Raw genomic sequence first — 16,504 nt, 5'->3', positions numbered from 1 at the left:
CACGGCGAACGTTCAGATCACAACCTGAGCGGCAAACGGCATGCGCTCGAAAACGATCTTTGCCGATGTCGCTGCAATCCCCCGCCACGACTCATTGCCTCGCAATGCGAGTGGACCGACGAGGCCTGACCGATGACCGTGCGCCAATGAAATTTCGCTGGGATCAGCCCATACCCGCTGAGTGGACGGCGAGCAAACCGCCGCCTGTGTGGACCTACCTTTTGCTGTTCGTGGTCGTCGAGTGTGTCGCTGTCGGTCTGACCGTGGCCACGTGGCCTCAGGGCAAGTCCGTCGTTTCCGCTGATTTCGCGCGGTACGTCCTGCTGGTGCCGCTCGCCGTCTGGCTGGCGTTCTGTATTGCATTGCACCGCGCGCTGTACGGAGGTTTCGCGTTCGAGGCTGCCGTAAAGAACAGTGCGCGCCGTAATCTTCTGAACCGTTGGCACCAACTCTCCCGCAGAGGTGTTGCGGTGCTCGACAGCGTGATTCTGACGCCCGAAGCCGACCTGGGCGAACGGATGTTGAGCCTCGAGGGTAAGCCGCCAGAGAATCCCGGAAAGGTGATGGCGCTCGGTGGACTCGACTCGGCCAATGGCTTGTCGCGCGTTCACGCCATGCTCGAACAACTCCTTATCCCATTGACGGGCAAACTCACGCGCGCGACGCGCAGCGGTTCGTTCGAAATCGTGATCCAGTGCGAGCGCGCGGAGTCGTCGGTGGACGTTCGGACGGTGTGGGAATGTCTGGATCTACCGGGGCGGCCTCGCATCCGCTGGATGAACAACGACGCAGCCCCCGCATTCGCCGATGCTTGGTTCGAGGATGATAGCTACGCGCCGTACGCATCCGCATCGTTGGTGATCGACAGGACGCCTCGTTATCGGCTGCTACTGGCGTGGCATCTGAATGACGATGGACCGGACGGCTCGCCACAGGCGTCGGAGTCGGCAGTGGCGCTGTTGTTCGGCTCGGCCGCTCTTCTTGACGACAAGCCGGGTATCAAGCAGCAGGCGTGGCTGTTGCGCCAGCGCATCTCGGATGCCGTCGAGGTCGATGAGTCGCTTGCGCTGCTGCTGCGCGCGCAACAGGTGCCGCATGACCGCATCCGCCATTTCTGGCATAGCCGGCTCAAGGGACTGTCGCAGCATGCAACAGTGGGAGCCGTCAGAGATACCGGGCTGAAGGTTGAGGAACATGCGCTCGATCCGGCGATTGGCCCGCAAGCTCCTGTAGCCCGGTGGATCGTGCAGGCGCTCGCAGCAAAGATGGCGCACTTCGGGCAGGGAGCTCAGCTTGTCGCGCTTGCGCACGGAAGCGGCGTAGCGCTGAATCTTGTAGCGAAGCAACCCTCAACGCTCGACGTGCCCTGGAAAGCGGAATATGGCTATAGCCTGTTTCCCGGCGCGGAACTCGCGACGTGCTTTCTGCTCTGGGTCGCTATGCTCTTGCTGTGCGTTGACGAGCAGTGGGGTACTGCCCAAACCGTTGCGACGAGCGTATGCATCTTTCTCGCCATTCTGTTTGCAGGCGCCCGTTTCATGTCGTGCCGCTTCTATGCGGGTGAGATTTGGCGCAAGTATGGCTGACGATTTGCAACGAGGCGCTACGGTTACAAGCACCGTAGCGCCTCGTGCGCCCCACGCTTTTGTTGGCTCAGCGGAGGTACTTCAATCGCGCAACTTCACCGCCGTCATGCGCGGCATCAGCAGGTGGATGATGCCCAGTGCAACCAGATACGCCGACGCACCGACCGTAAACAGCGCCCAATACTGCCCGGTGCGCTGCAAGGTCTCGCCGATCACGCCGGAAAAGAAGAACGAACCGACCATCCCCGCCACGCCGCCGATACCGACCACCGTGCCGACCAGCCGCTTCGGAAACACGTCGCCGACCGTCGTGACGAGGTTCGCCGACCAGCCCTGGTGCGCCGCCGCCGCGAGACCCACGGCGAACACCGCCCACCACAGGCTCTGGAAGTACGACAGAGTAGCGATCGGCACCACACACACCGCACAAATGAGCATCGTCAGCTTGCGCGCGAAATTTGGCCTGTTGGTGCGCGCCATCAAACGCGACGACAGCCAGCCACCCGCCACACTGCCGACCGATGACATCGTATAGATCGCGATCAGCGGCAGGCCCATGTTGCCGATGTCGATATGACGCGACTCGTTGAGCCACTTGGGCAGCCAGAACAAATAGAACCACCACACCGGATCGGTCAGCAGCTTGCCGAAGACGAACGCCCACGTTTCGCGGTACTTGAGCACCGACAGCCAGCTGACTTTCTGCTCGACGACCTCTTCGCGATCCGCATTGATGTAGTCGAGTTCTTCCTTCGAAACCGACGGATGCTCCGACGGTTGCCGATAAACCAGCAGCCACACCGCCAGCCAGATGAAGCCGGTCGCGCCGCCCGCGATGAAGGTCGCACGCCAGCCCCACATCACCGCAGCGATCGGAACGAAGGCCGGTGCGACGATGCCGCCGATCGTCGCGCCCATGTTCCAGAAGCCCGTCGCTAGCGCGCGTTCTTTCTTCGGAAACCACGTCGCGGTGGTGCGGATCGCAACCGGAAAATTCGCCGCTTCGCCGAAGCCGAGCAGACCGCGCACGGCCGCGAAACCCGGCACGGTCGATGCCACCGCGTGCAGCATCGCCGCGAGACTCCACAGCGCCATCGCGCTGCCGTACACCTTCTTCGTGCTGACACGATCCGCGATGCGGCCGAAGATCGCCAGACCCACCGCATAGGCGACCGTAAACACCATCACGGTCTGCGCGTACTGCACCTGGTTCCAGCCGATGTCTTTTTGCAGCAGCGGCGCGAGCAGGCCGAGCATCTGACGATCCATGTAGTTGATCGTCGTCGCGGCGAAGATCATCGCGCAGATGGTCCACCGGTATCGTCCGACGGCCGTGCGTGCGACGGCCGTCGTGGCGTCTATCGTTTTCATCGAGTCTCCTGAAGGTTTTTAGAATTGGTGTCTATGCCGTTGTTCGATGCGGTCAATGCGCGGAGGCGGGCAATCCTTCGCGCGGGCTCATGCGGGAGAAGAACACGACCCCGGCGGCCACCACCGACATCACCGCGAGTCCAGTAAGGCCGCCTTCGATCGAGCCGGTCTTCTGTTCGAGGAAGCCGAAGGTCGCAGGCGCGACGAAGCCGCCGAGGTTGCCGATCGAGTTGATCAGGGCCAGCACCGCGGCGGAAATCCGCGCATCGAGATAGCCCTGCGGGATTACCCAGAACAGCGACGAGGCCGCCTTGAAGCCGATCGCGGCAAAGCAGATCGCGACGAAGGAGAACACGGGGCCGCCCTGGCCGGCCGCATACATGCCGAGCGCGGCGATCAGCAGCACGCAGGCGACCCACGCCTGCTGGAACTTGAAGCGCGCCGCGAGCATCGCGAACAGATACATTGCCGCGATCGAGATCAGCCACGGAATCGAGTTGAACAGGCCGACCTGGAAATCGTTGAAATGACCCATCTTGCGGATGATGCTGGGCAGCCAGAAGGTCGCGCCGTAAATGGTCAGCGACACCGCGAAATAGATCAGGCAAAAGATCAGGATTTGCGGATCGCGCAGCAGCGCTCCGAGCGACGGCTTGACCGGATGCGCGGCGGCTCGCTGGCGTTGCTCTTCGTCGACTGTATCGAGAATCGCGTCCTGCTCGGCGCGGGTGAGCCAGGCGGCGTCGCGAGGCTTCGAGTCGAGCCACAGCAGGATGAAGCCCGCGAGCACGACCGAGAACATGCCTTCGATGATGAACATCCACTGCCAGCCGCGCAGCCCGGCGCCTTCGATCAGCATCAGCCCGCCGGAGATCGGCCCGGACAGCACCGACGCAAGCGCCGAGCCGCTAAGGAAGATCGCCATCGCCTTGCCGCGCTCGTTGCTCGGCAGCCATTGCGTGAAGTAGTAGATGACGCCGGGAAAGAAGCCCGCCTCGGCCGCGCCGAGCACGAGCCGCATCGCGTAGAACGACGTCTCGCCGCGCACGAACGCCATGCCTGCCGCGGCGAGCCCCCACGTGAGCATGATGCGTGCGAGCCACAGCTTCGCGCCGTAGCGCTGCAGCAGGACGTTCGACGGCACTTCGAAGATCGCGTAGCTGATGAAGAAGAGCCCCGCGCCGAGCCCATAGGCCGCCGCGCCGATGCCGAGATCGGCGCTCAGATGCTGGCGCACGAAACCAATGTTCACGCGGTCGATGTAGTTGACGATGAACATCACGACGAACAGCGGCAGCACGCGCCACTTGATCTTGCGTACCGCGCTGGCCAACGCGCCGGCGCGCTCGGGCCGCACCGTGTCGGCGATCGGGCTACTCATGGGGGTGTCTCCTTCGATGGCGACGCGCATTGCGCGTCGCGGGCTCTGTAGGCGCGGATTGGGAGCGAGAACTAAAAGCGAGAATTAAAAGCGCGGATTCTTGCCGGTGAAGCCCGGCTCGTACTTGCGCATCTGCGACAGGTCATCGCGATTGCGCACGCCGCACGACAGATACTGCGCATGCAGTTCGGCGAGGCGCTCGCGGTCGAGCTCGACGCCGAGGCCCGGTGTGGTAGGCACGCGCACCGAGCCGTTGTCGAACTTCACGCGGCCGCCCTCGATGACTTCTTCTTCCTGCCACGGGTAATGCGTATCGCACGCATAGGTCAGGTTGGGGATGCTGGCCGCGACGTGCGTCATCGCCATCAGGCTGATGCCGAGGTGCGAGTTCGAGTGCATCGACATGCCGAGATCCCACAGCTTGCACATGCGCGCGAGCGTCTGGGTAGCGCGCAGGCCGCCCCAGTAGTGGTGGTCCGACAGCAGGACCTTGACCGAACCCATCTCGGCGCCGCGCCGGAAATCGTCCATTGTCGTGATGACCATGTTGGTCGCGAGCGGCAGGCGCGTGTGCTTCGCCAGTTCGGCCATTCCTTCGAGACCCGGACACGGGTCTTCGTAGTACTCGAGCAGCTCGTCGAGTTCAGGGGCGGCGGCAATGCTCGTTTCGAGCGTCCAGTTGGCGTTCGGGTCGAGGCGCAGCGGCATGCCGGGGAATGCCTGATGCAGCGCGCGCATGCAGGCGATTTCATGCGCCGGTTCGAACACGCCGCCCTTCAGCTTGATGCTCTGGAAGCCATACAGCTCGATCATCCGACGCGCTTGCGCGACGATCTGCTCGGGGCTCAGGCCTTCGCCCCAGGCATCGGGCGCATAGGGCTTGTCAATGTGCTCGGCGTATTTGAAGAACAGATAGGCGCTGTAGGGCACGGCGTCGCGCACCTTGCCGCCGAGCAGGTCGACGATCGGCGCGCCGACGATTTGCCCTTGCAGGTCGAGCATCGCCACTTCGAGCGTGCTGATGACTTTCGGTGCGTTCTTCGCCGAGTGCGAGCCGGGCGCGAGTTCGAATTCGACCGCGCCGGGGCTCGCCTTGACCGTGGCCCGCACGCGCTCTTCCATGCGATTGAGGTCGAACGGCGACAGGCCGATCACCAGCGACTTCGCCTGCTCGAGCACGCGCAGCATCGGTTCGTCGCCATAGGTCTCGGAGATGCCGACGCGGCCGTCGCTCGTCTCCAGCTCGACGATGGCGCGCAGCGCCCAGGGTTCGTGGATTCCGGCGGCGTTGAGCAGCGGGCCGTCGCGGAAGGCGATCGGGGTGATGCGCACCTGCGTGATGGTGATGTCGCGAGTCATGATGGCAATCGGCATAAGAGGAGTTTGATGGGACGGATAGTAAAGCACTAATGTATTAGTGCGTCAGTGGGGTAAATACTCATGTCCACTTTGTGGCGAATTCCGCTTGCAAGCCCGCTGGAAGGGGCGGGCGTCGGCTATAGTACTAGTGCCTCAGCGGGCCGCCACGTGGGTCCGCCTGCTTCCATGCTTCAGTTTCTGCCATGAAAAACCACGCACACTCGTCGGCGGTCACCCGGCTCGACCGCTCCCGCCACGCCGCGCCGCAAGTCTTCGAACGACTGCGCGAAATGATCCTTTCCCTCGAGCTGACGCCGGGCACGGTGCTGTCGCGCACCGAGCTGGCGAACCGGTACGGGCTCAGCCAGACGCCTGTGCGCGACGCGCTGATGAAGCTCGGCGAGGAAGGTCTCGTCGACATCTATCCGCAGCACGCGACCGTCGTCAGCCAGATCAACGTGACCTCCGCGCTGCAGGCGCACTTCCTGCGCCGCTCGATCGAACTCGAAGTGGTGCGCGCGCTCGCGGAGCAGCGAGACGCCGCGCTGATCGCGCAACTGCGCGTCACGATCGCGCGGCAAACGGAATTGCTCGACCTGAAGAACTACGAACAGTTTTCGCTGCTCGATCAGGCGTTTCATCGGCAGATGTACGAGGCGGCGGGCGTGCCGCAGCTGTGGGATCTGGTGCGCAGGCTGAGCGGCCATATCGACCGGCTGCGGCGGCTGAATCTGCCGGTGGAGGGCAAGACGATGGCGGTGGTGCGCGATCACACGGAGATCGTCGACGCGATCGACAACGGCGATGTCGCGGCCGCGCAGGCGGCGCTGCGCAAGCATCTGTCGGGGACGCTGAGTCAGATCGATCAGATTCGCACGAGTCATCCGACTTTTTTGGCGGACGAGTGAGGGCTCGCTGAATCGCTGCTATGGCGCGATCACCGTCGTCCTGAATGGACCGCCGGTGGCGGCCGCATGCGATACCGCTTCGTTGGTGTCCGGATACATCCACTTGCCGCGCACTGTGACGACGACCCGTCGTTGAAACTCTCGATCTACACACCCGCGCGATCTGCGTTCCGCAACGCTATGCGGTCGACGTCAGGCCAATGAATCGGCGCGCGCCAATCTGACCGGCTCCTCGCGACGGCCCTAGGACCTTGGTCCGATTGACTCGGCATTCGTACGTGGCAACCTTGCGCGAAGTTGAGCGTTTGCGTTCGCGGGCGCCCGCTGGGCACTGAACCAGCGACAGCACGGGAAGGCAGACACCACGTCCATCAGATCGAGGGGGAAAGCCGATGCGAGCCCGCCGATATGTAGCGCTTTGCACCTTGCCGTTCATGATCGTCGGCTGTAACACGCCACCGATCGCGCCGGGCAAGCCAGTCGATATCCCGACTGCCCTGGAGCAGGTCCTCCAGGGCCTGTGCAATTTCCGCAAAGATCAAGCCGGCCGGAAACAGGATCTCGGCGCTGCAATCGACTCGGTCACCGTGGAGCTCGACCTGACCGTCGACGGGGCGAGAAATCCGCCGGTGGCGGTCGCACCGGATATCCAGTTCATTCCCACGGTCAGCTATGGTCAGATCATGACGGCAAACAGAGGGAGCAGACTCGTGCTCACCCTGAAAAAAACGGGCGGCGGCTTCCAGGGCGGAGACTGCGATATCACTGCGCCGGCCAAGTAGGGACCGCTGTCGCTCGGCAATAGCATGGCCTATGGCTTTGCGATAGCGGTCTTTGCCAATCCAGACATCGCGAATCGAACAACCGGACGGACGCTGTGTCAGCGCTGCACTTCAACCTTCGGCGATGCTCTCCCAGGCGCCCGATTGAGCCGAGCGGAACACCGCATCGATCACCCGCATGTTCGCGCGCGCATCTTCTAGCGCAATAGCTTGCGGGCCTCCAGTCAAGATCGCCTCCGCGAACGTGGCCGCGGCTACGCCGTATTGATCGCACACCGGAATTTCCAGCCAGCGATCAGTCGCGACACCGTCGCTATTGTGTTCACTGATCAACAGGCGCGTCGGTCGATCGTTTGGTGCGTTGAATGGAATCTCGACTTCGATCCGCCCCTTGGTACCGTGAAATTGCATCCGTTGATAGGGGTATGTTTGAGTCGAGTAAAAGAAACTCGCCTGCACGCCGTCGAAGTCCATCAGCACCGAGCCGAGCCGGTCCACTTTGAATGCCGGATCCTGCTCCAGCAGTGCCACCACGCGCCGTGGCTCACGGCCGATAGTGAAGCGCGAGGTCGTGATCGGATAGCAACCGATATCGAGCAGACCGCCGCCGCCTAGCTCGCTCTTGTTGCGGATATTGTGTTCGTTCGTGTTGTGATAGGTGAAACCGCCTGTCACTGCCCGCAATTCGCCGATCGCACCTTCGTCGATCAAGGACCGCACTTTCAACCATTGCGGATGCGTGCGAACCATGAAGGCTTCCTGGATGTACCGGCCATTCGTGTCGCGAGCGGCGATCAGTCGTTCAACCTGGTGAGCGTCCAGGCTGATCGGTTTCTCACACAGCACGTGCTTGCCCGCCTCGACCGCTTTGATCGTCCATTCCACGTGGAGATGATTGGGTAATGGAATATAGACCGCGTCGATTTCCGGGTCCGCGAGGAGCGCCTCGTAGCTGTCGTATGCGACAGCCAGACCATATCTGGCCGCGGCTTCCCGCGCCTTCTCCAGGGAGCGTGACGCGATGCCTTTCACCCGACACTTCGGCGCGTTGTGGATAGGCACGACCACCTTGTCGTTGATTTTTGCGGCGCCCAAAATTCCCCAGACTATTTGATCCTTTGCCATGACATTCCTTTTTCCGATTGCGTATCCGATGAGTCGTGCAGGCTGACGCATTCGCGTGAGCCGGCATGTCTCGGGAGTCCGCGAACGATCAGAGGCTCGCGATCGTATCAGTTTAATCTTCGCCCGGCGTTGCTAGACCTCGGTCCGCCTGAGCAGATAGTCGAGGCCGCCCACCCGATACCACCGGTATCCGAACGGCTCGAGAACCACTGCGTGGCAGCCGTCATCGTGAGCGTCGCTGTGGTCGTCGGACAGAAGATTGATCAGCGACCCTCGGCCCGGTTCGTTGGAGCTTAGACGGAATTCGACGGTACACGCGTCGGTGCGGAAGTTGTGCAGAAACAGCACGGAGTTGTTGCGCCAGTGATAAATGAGCGCGAGCACGTCGTCTCGCGAAGTGGGCAGCACTTCGAAGTCGCCCCAGCTGACTTCGGGCACTTCCCGGCGCATGCGAATCATCCGCTCCGTCCAGTTGAGAAACGAATTGGGATCGCGTCGCTGCTTCGCCACGTTGACCCGCTCGAAGCCGTAGGCCCCGCCGGAGATCACCGGAACGGGCGGCTTTGGATGGCTGGTGAAGCCGCCTTGCGGCTCGCCCGACCATTGCATCGGCGTGCGCGCGCACTGACGCTCGGGTCTGCGCAGGTCGTCGCCCATGCCGATTTCATCGCCATACCGGAACACGGGCGTACCCGGCAAACTCAGCATCAGGCTGTAGGCAAGTTCCAGACGGCGTCTGTCGCCCGACAGCATCGGCGCAAGTCTGCGACGGATGCCGCGCCCATACAGCTGCATGTCGGGGTCCGGGGCGAACGCGGCGAACACGGCGGCGCGCTGGGCGGGCGTCAGACGGCCCAGATCGAGTTCGTCGTGATTGCGCAGAAATACACCCCATTGCGCACTCGGCGGCCGTGGCTTCGTCGCCAGCAGCGCGTCCTTCAACGGCTTCGTGTTGCCCGTCGCGAGTGTGTAGAACGTGTTTTGATTGACCCGGAAGTTGAACATCATCGGCAGCCGCTCACCCGCGTCGCCGAAGTAGTGAAGATCCGTCTTGGGCAGCACGTTGGCTTCGGCCAGGATGATCGCGTCGCCCTCGCGCCACTGCAGAAACTCGCGAAAGGTTCGCAACATGTCATATTGCTCGACCGGGCGGCGCACTTTCGGGCCCTTCGTCGCGATGACGAAAGGCACCGCGTCCATGCGGAATCCGGACACCCCCAGCTGGATCCAGAAGCCCATGATCTTCAGCAGCTCCGCCTGCACGTGCGGATTCGACGTATTCAGGTCCGGTTGAAAATCATAGAAGCGATGGAAGTACCAGCGTTTCGCCCGCTTGTCGAAACTCCACGTCGACTTCTGCACGCCAGGAAACGCCACGCCGCGTTGCGCATCGGGCGGTTTCGTATCTGACCAGACATACCAGTCGCGATATTTCGAAGCGGGGTCGCTGCGTGCTTCCAGAAACCACGGATGCTGGTCGGACGTATGATTGACCACCAGATCGATGATGACGCGCAAGCCACGCTCGGCGCACGCATGCGTGAACTCGGAGAAGTCGCCGAGCGTGCCGTACTTCGGATCGACGTTGTAGTAGTCGCAGACATCGTAACCATTGTCGCGCCCGGGCGAAGGATGGAAGGGCATCAACCAGATCGTGGTCATGCCCAGCCCTTGCAGGTAATCGAGCCTGCGCATCAGACCCTGGAAGTCGCCGACGCCGTCGCCGTTCGCGTCCATGAAGGTGCCCACCGAAAGGCAATAAATGATCGCGTTCTTGTACCAGAGGTCATTGAGCATAGATTCCGCGCGTAGCGCCAAACAATCGATCGTGAAGAGGAACTGCAATGTCGGAACTGGCGTGGTGGCAACGCGGCGTGATCTACCAGATCTATCCGCGCTCGTTTCAGGACAGTAACGGCGATGGCATCGGCGATCTGCCCGGCATCAGCGCGCGCCTGGAATATGTCGCGGCGCTGGGCGCCGATGCGGTTTGGATCTCCCCCATCTACCCGTCGCCGATGGCCGACTTCGGCTATGACGTTGCGGACTACTGCAACATCGATCCGATGTTCGGCACGCTGGACGGTTTCAAGCAATTGATGGGCCACGCGCATCGGCTCGGTCTCAAGGTGCTGCTCGATTTCGTGCCGAATCATTCGTCGAACCGGCATTCGTGGTTCGAGGAAAGCCGCTCGTCACGCGACAATCCGAAGCGGGACTGGTATCTGTGGCGAGATCCCGCGCCCGATGGCGGTCCGCCGAACAACTGGTTGAGCCGTATGGGCGGCTCGGCGTGGGAATGGGACGAGGCGACGGGGCAGTACTACTATCACGCGTTTCTGCGCGAGCAGCCTGACCTGAACTGGAGGAACCCGCAAGTACGCCGCGCGATGGATCAGGTGCTGCGCTTCTGGCTCGATCTCGGCGTGGACGGCTTTCGCGTGGACGTGCTGTGGCTGTTGATCAAGGACGCGCAGTTTCGCGACAATCCGCCGAATCCCGGATATCGGCCCGGCGAGCCGGATCATCATCGGCTCTTGCAAAGTTACACGGAGGATCAGCCGGAAGTGCATGAAATCGTCCGCTCGATGCGAGCCACACTGGACGAGTACGGAGACCGCGTGTTGATCGGCGAGATCTACCTCGGTGTCTCGCAACTGGTGAAGTACTACGGCGTGAACGGCGATGGCGCGCACATGCCGTTCAATTTCCAGTTGCTCAACGCGAGATGGAATGCGCAGGAAATTGCCCGCATGATCCGGGATTACGACAACGCGTTGCCCGCATACGCATGGCCGAACTGGGTGCTGGGAAACCACGACAATCCGCGTGTTGCGTCGCGCGTGGGCACGACGCAGGCACGCGTGGCCGCTGTGCTTTTGTTGACGCTCCGAGGGACGCCGACGCTGTACTACGGCGATGAAATCGGCATGACGGATGGCTATATCCCGTCGGATCAGATTCAGGACCCGGCGGAGCTTCGGCAACCGGGCATTTGCCAGGGGCGCGATCCCGAGCGCACGCCTATGCAGTGGGATGGTTCGCTGCCGAATGCGGGCTTCACGGACGGCAAACCGTGGTTGCCTATTGCGACGGCGACGAGTGTGCGCGAACAGGACGGCGACATGTCGAGCATGTTGTCGCTGCATCGGCGGCTGTTGGCCTTGCGGCGCAGCAACGTCGCTCTCGTGCAAGGGACGATAGAGAACGTCGTTGCTTACGGCGACGTGCTGACCTATGAGCGGCGATACGGCGATCAAAGCCTCTTCATCGCCCTGAACATGGGCGTCGCAGATGCCACCGTGCAATCACGCCCGGGCAGGGTGGCGCTATCGACGGTGAGCACGCGCATCGGTGAGAACTTTGTCCAGGGTGCCAATCTGCTTGCCGCTAACGAGGCGGTCATCGTGATCGTTTGAGCATGCTTCTGGCGGCTTCACGCGGCGCTCATAGGTGCGGCGCCGGCACGATCATCCATCGATGAAACGGCGCTGCGAATGCGACTGGCGATTTGCGCGTCGAGCGGTGTGTACACGAGCATGCTCAGGTCCGGCCGACCATCGACGGCGAACAGCGAGTACTCCATTTCGATGCTCCCGAACACAGGATGCAGCAGCCGCTTCACGTGCTGTACTTCGCTGTGGCCGAAAACCTGGTTTTCGCGCCACATGCGTTCGAAGTCCGGGCTGGCGCGGCATAGATCGTCGACCAGATCGCCCACCTCGGAAGCGAGCCCCGCGCGCGCCACGTCCGCGCGGAACGTCCCCACGACGAAGCGCGCGACGCTCTCCCAGTCGTGCTGTTTTGCGCGGACGTCAGGGTCGCCGAACAGGAAGCGCAGGATGTTGCGCTGACCCGGCGGCAACGCGCTGTAGTCGGTCAGCACGACCGCTGCCGCGCGATTCCACGCGACTACATCCCAAGTCGCGGTCTTGATGATCGACGGGCTGGGGTCGAGCGAATCGAGCACGCGCTGCAAGCGCGGATCCACTGCGTCGGTGGACCGGTAGCGCACTTCCGGCGGTCGCCCGAGGCCCAGCATGAAAAGGTGTTCGCGCTCGGTATTCGTCAGCATCAGCGCCGCGCAGATGCGCTCCAGCACCGCGGCGGAAGGCGCGCCGCCGCGGCCCTGCTCGAGCCACGTGTACCACGTCGAGCTGATGTTCGCGCGCTGCGCTACTTCTTCCCGGCGCAGTCCGGGCGTACGCCTGCGGCCCGAGAAGCCGAAGCTGGCCGGATCGAGCCGCGTGCGGCGGCTGCGCAGAAAGTCGCCGAGGGATTGAGCGGGGGTGTTCACTACGATGATTAACCTGTTAGTCGCTTTACCGGGATAAGCTCACTACTTCAATAGCATATTGAATGATCGCATAGTGCGGGCGTGGCTATCCTGGAGACTTGACCATGCGAATCTTTCTGACGGGCGCAACCGGGTTTATCGGCTCGGCTTTGGTGCCCGAACTTATCGATGCCGGACATCGGGTAATTGGCATGACCCGGTCCGATCAGGGCGCGCAAGCGCTCAGCGCAGCCGGTGCGGACGTCCATCGCGGCACGCTCGAAGACACCGACAGCCTGCGCAGCGGAGCCGCGAAGGCGGACGCCGTCATCCACCTCGCGTTCGATCACGATTTCTCGCACTTCGTGGAGAACTGCGAGAAGGACAAGCGTGCGATCGCGGCACTTGGCTCGGCGCTGGCAGGCTCGGATCGGCCGCTTCTGATCACGTCCGGCACGGGCGTCGGCAGCCGCGATAACGGGCAACCGGCCATCGAGGACGTGTTCAACACCAGTCACCCGAACCCGCGCATCGGCTCCGAGCTGGCTGGCAATGCGCTGCTGGAGGACGGTGTCAACGTGTCGGTGATGCGGCTGCCGCAAGTGCATAACCCGTTCAGGCAGGGCCTCATCTCGCCGCTCATCCAGATCGCGCGGGACAAAGGCGTGGTCGCCTACGTGGAGCAGGGACGAAACCGCTGGCCGGCGGGGCATCTGTCGGATGTCGTGCGGCTGTACCGGCTTGCGATCGAGAAGGGCGAACGCGGCGCGCGCTATCACGCGGTCGGTGAAGAAGGCGTTAGCGCCCGCGAGATCGCCGAGGCGCTGGGGCGCGGCCTGAAGTTGCCTGTGGCCTCGATACCGCACGAGGAAGCGCCGGCGTACTTCGGATGGATGGCGATGTTCGCCGCGCTCGATATGCCGGCATCGAGCGCGCAGACGCGGGCGCATTTGGGCTGGCAACCGAGCGGCCCGACGCTGCTGGCCGATCTGAACGAAGCGCGCTACGTCGAGATGTCGGCGTAGCCTTCGGTCACTGTCATGACGAGACGTTCGAGAAGTCGCTCAGTAGTTTGAGGACAACCGAAACGGATTGACGGCCCACATTTCGCCGGCACGCAGGTGCTGCCCTCTAACGGCGAGCCATTGCGCAAGCGGCGTGAGACTGATGCCTGGCGGGACCGAGCCGCCGAACGACTCGGAGACGAACGGCGCGTCATCTTCCGGGCGACGAACGACCTGAACGATGTGCGTGATGCGGCGTGGGCGGGGATGATTTATCGCCCACGCGGGTTCTCCCATTTTCAGACCGATGGTCGCGCAACGCGGGAGGCTGAGGGCGGTGATCTCTTGCCCTTCGAGAATGAACCCGGTTCGGGTCTCGATTTCCTGAATGATCCGGTCCGACCAAACCTGCAAGGCCTGCACCGCGTCAGCACTGAATACTGCGCGCTCAGCAGCTTCGTTCTCCGCTTGCATCGCGCTCGTGAGAAGCAGACGGGTCCATCCCGAGCAGTCGATGACCGGAGGGTCGGCCGAAAGTCCATCCGACTTTGCGCCGCGCCGATATCCGACTCGCCCCGTGTAGAGCTGCACCAACCGCCACATCGTCATCTCGCCCGCGCTCAATGTCATGGCCCAGACCTTCTCGTTGTCAGCGAAAGGATTCTATTCGTGAATCGAGCCACCCGCCGATGTCGGTTCGTGCATCCCAGCAGGCGCCCCTAACAGCACGCCCTCGCCATCATAGATGTCTCACTACACCGCTCGCCAGCTTGCGCAGCTCGTCGAACTGCGTAACGAGTTCGACACACAGAATGAAGGCCAGCATCGCCGAAGGTCCGGGGTGGCGTTCGATCCATCGCAGCAACGGCGTCGCGTAGCGCGTGCGGATCGCATCTCGCGTCATGATCAACGTGATCGCGATTCCCACCGCGGCGCCCACCAGCAAATCGGTCGGGTAGTGAAAGCCGAGCCAGGCGCGCGGAAGGCAAATGAACAGCGCGGTATAGAGAATCGCCAGCGCACCAATGCCTCGCCACACGAGGAAGATGCCGGTGGCGACCGCCATCCACAGCATCGCGTGATCACTCGGGAAGGAGCTCCAGTTGGTCAGCACTGCGTCCTTGAGATCGCCGCTGGCAAAGCGCAGATGCAGGTCGGTGTCATAGACGGGACGCACTCTGAACGGCAACCAGTGAGTCAGCAGTCTTCCGACGAAGAGCGCCACGAGGCCGCTGACGATCGTGGCGAGAACCATTTCTCGCCGCCATTCGCGGTGCTCGTCTTCGTCGAACCACATCCACCACAGCACCGGGATGAGTACGAGGCCTTTGAAGGTGTACAGGTCGGCGACGGATTGTATGGATAGGGTCGCGAAATGACCGAAGTGCAGGTGGGACAGATACGTTTCGATGGACGAATCGAAGCTATTCATTATTTTCTAAGAAGAATTGAGCCGGTCGCGATGAGGCTCAGCATAATTCATCGCATGCACCGCATTTTTGGGCGCTTACTTTCACTGACATTTTTTACTGCGGAATTTCATCGCTAACTTTCAGTGACTCGGTGACCGTCAGCGCGATGGGATTTGTCAGTGAAAAGCGCCCGGTATCAGAAGCTATTTCCGTTACGGCGCATGCGGAACGCCTCGATCCTTCGAAGTCGTCGTGCCGTACGCTGATTCACCGCGCATGGCGCGGCGATACACTGTAGCCGGCGCTTTCAAGGAGGCCGTCATGAAGCTGGTCGACTGGAACATTCAGTGGGGCTGCGGCGTCGACGGCCATGTCGACCTCGGCCGGATCGTACGGGAAGCACGCGCGTTATGCGACTTCGACGTCCTGTGTCTGCAGGAAGTCACGCGCGGCTTCAACGAAGAAGCGGCGGCCGGCGGACTGAAAGGCGCGCCATCGTCCGATCAGTTCGCCGAACTTGCCGCTCTGCTGCCGCAGATGACCGTGCTCGATGCGATCGGCTCCGATCTGCCCTCGCTGGGCGCGAGCCGTCATCGGCGGCAGTTCGGCAATGCCATCGTGACCCGCTTACCGGTTCGTCAGGTGCTTCGCCATTCTCTGCCGTGGCCCGCCGACCCAGCCAGCCCGTCGATGCTGCGCGTCGCGCTCGAAGCGGTGCTGGAAGCCGACATCGGTCCGCTTCGCGTCATCTGTACGCACCTCGAGTTCTATTCGGAGAAACAGCGGCTCGCACAAGTGGCAAGACTGCGCGAGCTGCATCGCGAAGCGTGCGATCACGCGCGCGCTCCCGCGCGTGGTGAAAAGCCGGACAGCCCGTTTGCCGATACGGCGCGCCCGCTCAGCGCCATTGTCTGCGGAGATTTCAACAGCGCATTCGAAGACACCGCCTATGGCCGGATGCTCGAACCGATCGCCGACGCTTCGTCGTTCGTCGACGCGTGGACCTGCGCGCATTCCGGCGAGCCGCGTGCCGCGACGGTTGGCCTATACGATCACGAGCAATGGCCCGATGGACCATTCGCATGCGATTTCGTTTTCGTCACGCAGGACCTGAGCACACGCATTGCATCGTGCGATGTCGATCCGCACAGCCGCTCGTCCGATCATCAGCCGATGTGGCTGGAACTGCGCTGAAAGCGCTTGGGAATTACCGCTCTCTGATCTGCGCAGGAAAATCTGACCGCCGCAACTCTGCGGGAATGCTTAAGGATCTGTTAAGAGTTGTTCTGCGATGGTTGAA

The 16,504-nt window shown here is 62.4% G+C and carries 14 protein-coding genes; 6 read left to right on the top strand and 8 right to left on the bottom strand.

From position 1 onward, the window contains the following. Positions 1-65 precede the first annotated feature (65 nt). Entirely contained in the window at positions 66-1,586 is a 1,521-nt protein-coding gene (locus tag L0U84_RS35365) for a hypothetical protein (RefSeq protein WP_442794124.1), read from the top strand. Between the two features lie 81 nt (positions 1,587-1,667). On the opposite strand, the gene L0U84_RS35360 is transcribed toward L0U84_RS35365, so the two are convergent. The 3 genes from L0U84_RS35360 to L0U84_RS35350 form a co-directional block, all read right to left on the bottom strand. Next, the gene (locus L0U84_RS35360; RefSeq protein WP_233857300.1) at positions 1,668-2,957 is read right to left on the bottom strand and encodes an MFS transporter; all 1,290 of its coding nucleotides are present in this window, start codon (positions 2,955-2,957) and stop codon (positions 1,668-1,670) included. 52 nt (positions 2,958-3,009) lie between these two features. Beyond that, the gene (locus tag L0U84_RS35355) at positions 3,010-4,338 is read right to left on the bottom strand and encodes an MFS transporter (protein WP_233857298.1); all 1,329 of its coding nucleotides are present in this window, start codon (positions 4,336-4,338) and stop codon (positions 3,010-3,012) included. An 84-nt stretch (positions 4,339-4,422) separates the two neighbouring features. Next, a complete protein-coding gene (locus L0U84_RS35350; RefSeq protein WP_233857289.1) occupies positions 4,423-5,697 on the bottom strand; it encodes a glucarate dehydratase family protein in 1,275 nt (424 codons plus the stop codon). Positions 5,698-5,900: 203 nt separating this feature from the next. Between L0U84_RS35350 and L0U84_RS35345 the strand changes: the two genes are divergently transcribed. Further along, on the top strand, positions 5,901-6,605 hold the full coding sequence (locus tag L0U84_RS35345; protein WP_233857287.1) for a GntR family transcriptional regulator: 705 nt from the start codon (positions 5,901-5,903) through the stop codon (positions 6,603-6,605). A gap of 434 nt (positions 6,606-7,039) precedes the next feature. Beyond that, on the top strand, positions 7,040-7,387 hold the full coding sequence (locus L0U84_RS35340) for a hypothetical protein (RefSeq protein ID WP_233859781.1): 348 nt from the start codon (positions 7,040-7,042) through the stop codon (positions 7,385-7,387). A 111-nt stretch (positions 7,388-7,498) separates the two neighbouring features. Here the strand turns inward: L0U84_RS35340 and L0U84_RS35335 are convergent, their stop codons facing one another. Together L0U84_RS35335 and L0U84_RS35330 are read right to left on the bottom strand one after the other, a co-directional pair. Continuing rightward, positions 7,499-8,512 carry a Gfo/Idh/MocA family protein gene (locus tag L0U84_RS35335; protein ID WP_233857286.1) on the bottom strand — a complete coding sequence of 338 codons (1,014 nt, stop codon included), beginning with the start codon at positions 8,510-8,512 and terminating at the stop codon, positions 7,499-7,501. A 132-nt stretch (positions 8,513-8,644) separates the two neighbouring features. Continuing rightward, positions 8,645-10,309 carry an alpha-amylase family protein gene (locus tag L0U84_RS35330; protein ID WP_233857284.1) on the bottom strand — a complete coding sequence of 555 codons (1,665 nt, stop codon included), beginning with the start codon at positions 10,307-10,309 and terminating at the stop codon, positions 8,645-8,647. A gap of 47 nt (positions 10,310-10,356) precedes the next feature. Between L0U84_RS35330 and L0U84_RS35325 the strand changes: the two genes are divergently transcribed. Then, positions 10,357-11,931 (top strand): alpha-amylase family glycosyl hydrolase, encoded by a 1,575-nt coding sequence (locus L0U84_RS35325; RefSeq protein WP_233857282.1) that lies wholly within the window; start codon positions 10,357-10,359, stop codon positions 11,929-11,931. A gap of 17 nt (positions 11,932-11,948) precedes the next feature. On the opposite strand, the gene L0U84_RS35320 is transcribed toward L0U84_RS35325, so the two are convergent. Beyond that, the gene (locus L0U84_RS35320; protein ID WP_233857280.1) at positions 11,949-12,809 is read right to left on the bottom strand and encodes a helix-turn-helix transcriptional regulator; all 861 of its coding nucleotides are present in this window, start codon (positions 12,807-12,809) and stop codon (positions 11,949-11,951) included. Between the two features lie 104 nt (positions 12,810-12,913). On the opposite strand from L0U84_RS35320, the gene L0U84_RS35315 reads away from it, so the two are divergent. Continuing rightward, a complete protein-coding gene (locus L0U84_RS35315; protein ID WP_233857278.1) occupies positions 12,914-13,813 on the top strand; it encodes an SDR family oxidoreductase in 900 nt (299 codons plus the stop codon). A 39-nt stretch (positions 13,814-13,852) separates the two neighbouring features. Here L0U84_RS35315 and L0U84_RS35310 read toward each other — a convergent pair whose 3' ends face one another. After that, positions 13,853-14,266, bottom strand: a complete 414-nt coding sequence (locus L0U84_RS35310) for a hypothetical protein (protein ID WP_233857276.1) — start codon at positions 14,264-14,266, stop codon at positions 13,853-13,855. A 265-nt stretch (positions 14,267-14,531) separates the two neighbouring features. Continuing rightward, a complete protein-coding gene (locus tag L0U84_RS35305) occupies positions 14,532-15,224 on the bottom strand; it encodes a phosphatase PAP2 family protein (RefSeq protein WP_233857274.1) in 693 nt (230 codons plus the stop codon). A 301-nt stretch (positions 15,225-15,525) separates the two neighbouring features. Between L0U84_RS35305 and L0U84_RS35300 the strand changes: the two genes are divergently transcribed. Further along, on the top strand, positions 15,526-16,398 hold the full coding sequence (locus L0U84_RS35300) for an endonuclease/exonuclease/phosphatase family protein (protein ID WP_233857272.1): 873 nt from the start codon (positions 15,526-15,528) through the stop codon (positions 16,396-16,398). The last annotated feature ends 106 nt before the right edge of the window (positions 16,399-16,504 follow it).

The sequence above is a fragment of the Paraburkholderia sp. HD33-4 genome, from assembly GCF_021390635.1.
Classification (GTDB): domain Bacteria; phylum Pseudomonadota; class Gammaproteobacteria; order Burkholderiales; family Burkholderiaceae; genus Paraburkholderia.
This window is presented reverse-complemented; position numbering and strand designations above follow the sequence as displayed.

Excerpts from the sequence above, each read along its gene's own strand:
- L0U84_RS35330 (WP_233857284.1), bottom strand. The coding sequence starts at position 10,309 with ATGCTCAATGACCTCTGGTACAAGAACGCGATCATTTATTGCCTTTCG.
- L0U84_RS35300 (WP_233857272.1), top strand. The coding sequence starts at position 15,526 with ATGAAGCTGGTCGACTGGAACATTCAGTGGGGCTGCGGCGTCGACGGC.
- L0U84_RS35355 (WP_233857298.1), bottom strand. The coding sequence starts at position 4,338 with ATGAGTAGCCCGATCGCCGACACGGTGCGGCCCGAGCGCGCCGGCGCG.
- L0U84_RS35345 (WP_233857287.1), top strand. The coding sequence starts at position 5,901 with ATGAAAAACCACGCACACTCGTCGGCGGTCACCCGGCTCGACCGCTCC.
- L0U84_RS35360 (WP_233857300.1), bottom strand. The coding sequence starts at position 2,957 with ATGAAAACGATAGACGCCACGACGGCCGTCGCACGCACGGCCGTCGGA.
- L0U84_RS35365 (WP_442794124.1), top strand. The coding sequence starts at position 66 with ATGTCGCTGCAATCCCCCGCCACGACTCATTGCCTCGCAATGCGAGTG.
- L0U84_RS35350 (WP_233857289.1), bottom strand. The coding sequence starts at position 5,697 with ATGACTCGCGACATCACCATCACGCAGGTGCGCATCACCCCGATCGCC.
- L0U84_RS35315 (WP_233857278.1), top strand. The coding sequence starts at position 12,914 with ATGCGAATCTTTCTGACGGGCGCAACCGGGTTTATCGGCTCGGCTTTG.
- L0U84_RS35325 (WP_233857282.1), top strand. The coding sequence starts at position 10,357 with ATGTCGGAACTGGCGTGGTGGCAACGCGGCGTGATCTACCAGATCTAT.
- L0U84_RS35310 (WP_233857276.1), bottom strand. The coding sequence starts at position 14,266 with ATGCAAGCGGAGAACGAAGCTGCTGAGCGCGCAGTATTCAGTGCTGAC.
- L0U84_RS35305 (WP_233857274.1), bottom strand. The coding sequence starts at position 15,224 with ATGAATAGCTTCGATTCGTCCATCGAAACGTATCTGTCCCACCTGCAC.
- L0U84_RS35335 (WP_233857286.1), bottom strand. The coding sequence starts at position 8,512 with ATGGCAAAGGATCAAATAGTCTGGGGAATTTTGGGCGCCGCAAAAATC.
- L0U84_RS35340 (WP_233859781.1), top strand. The coding sequence starts at position 7,040 with ATGATCGTCGGCTGTAACACGCCACCGATCGCGCCGGGCAAGCCAGTC.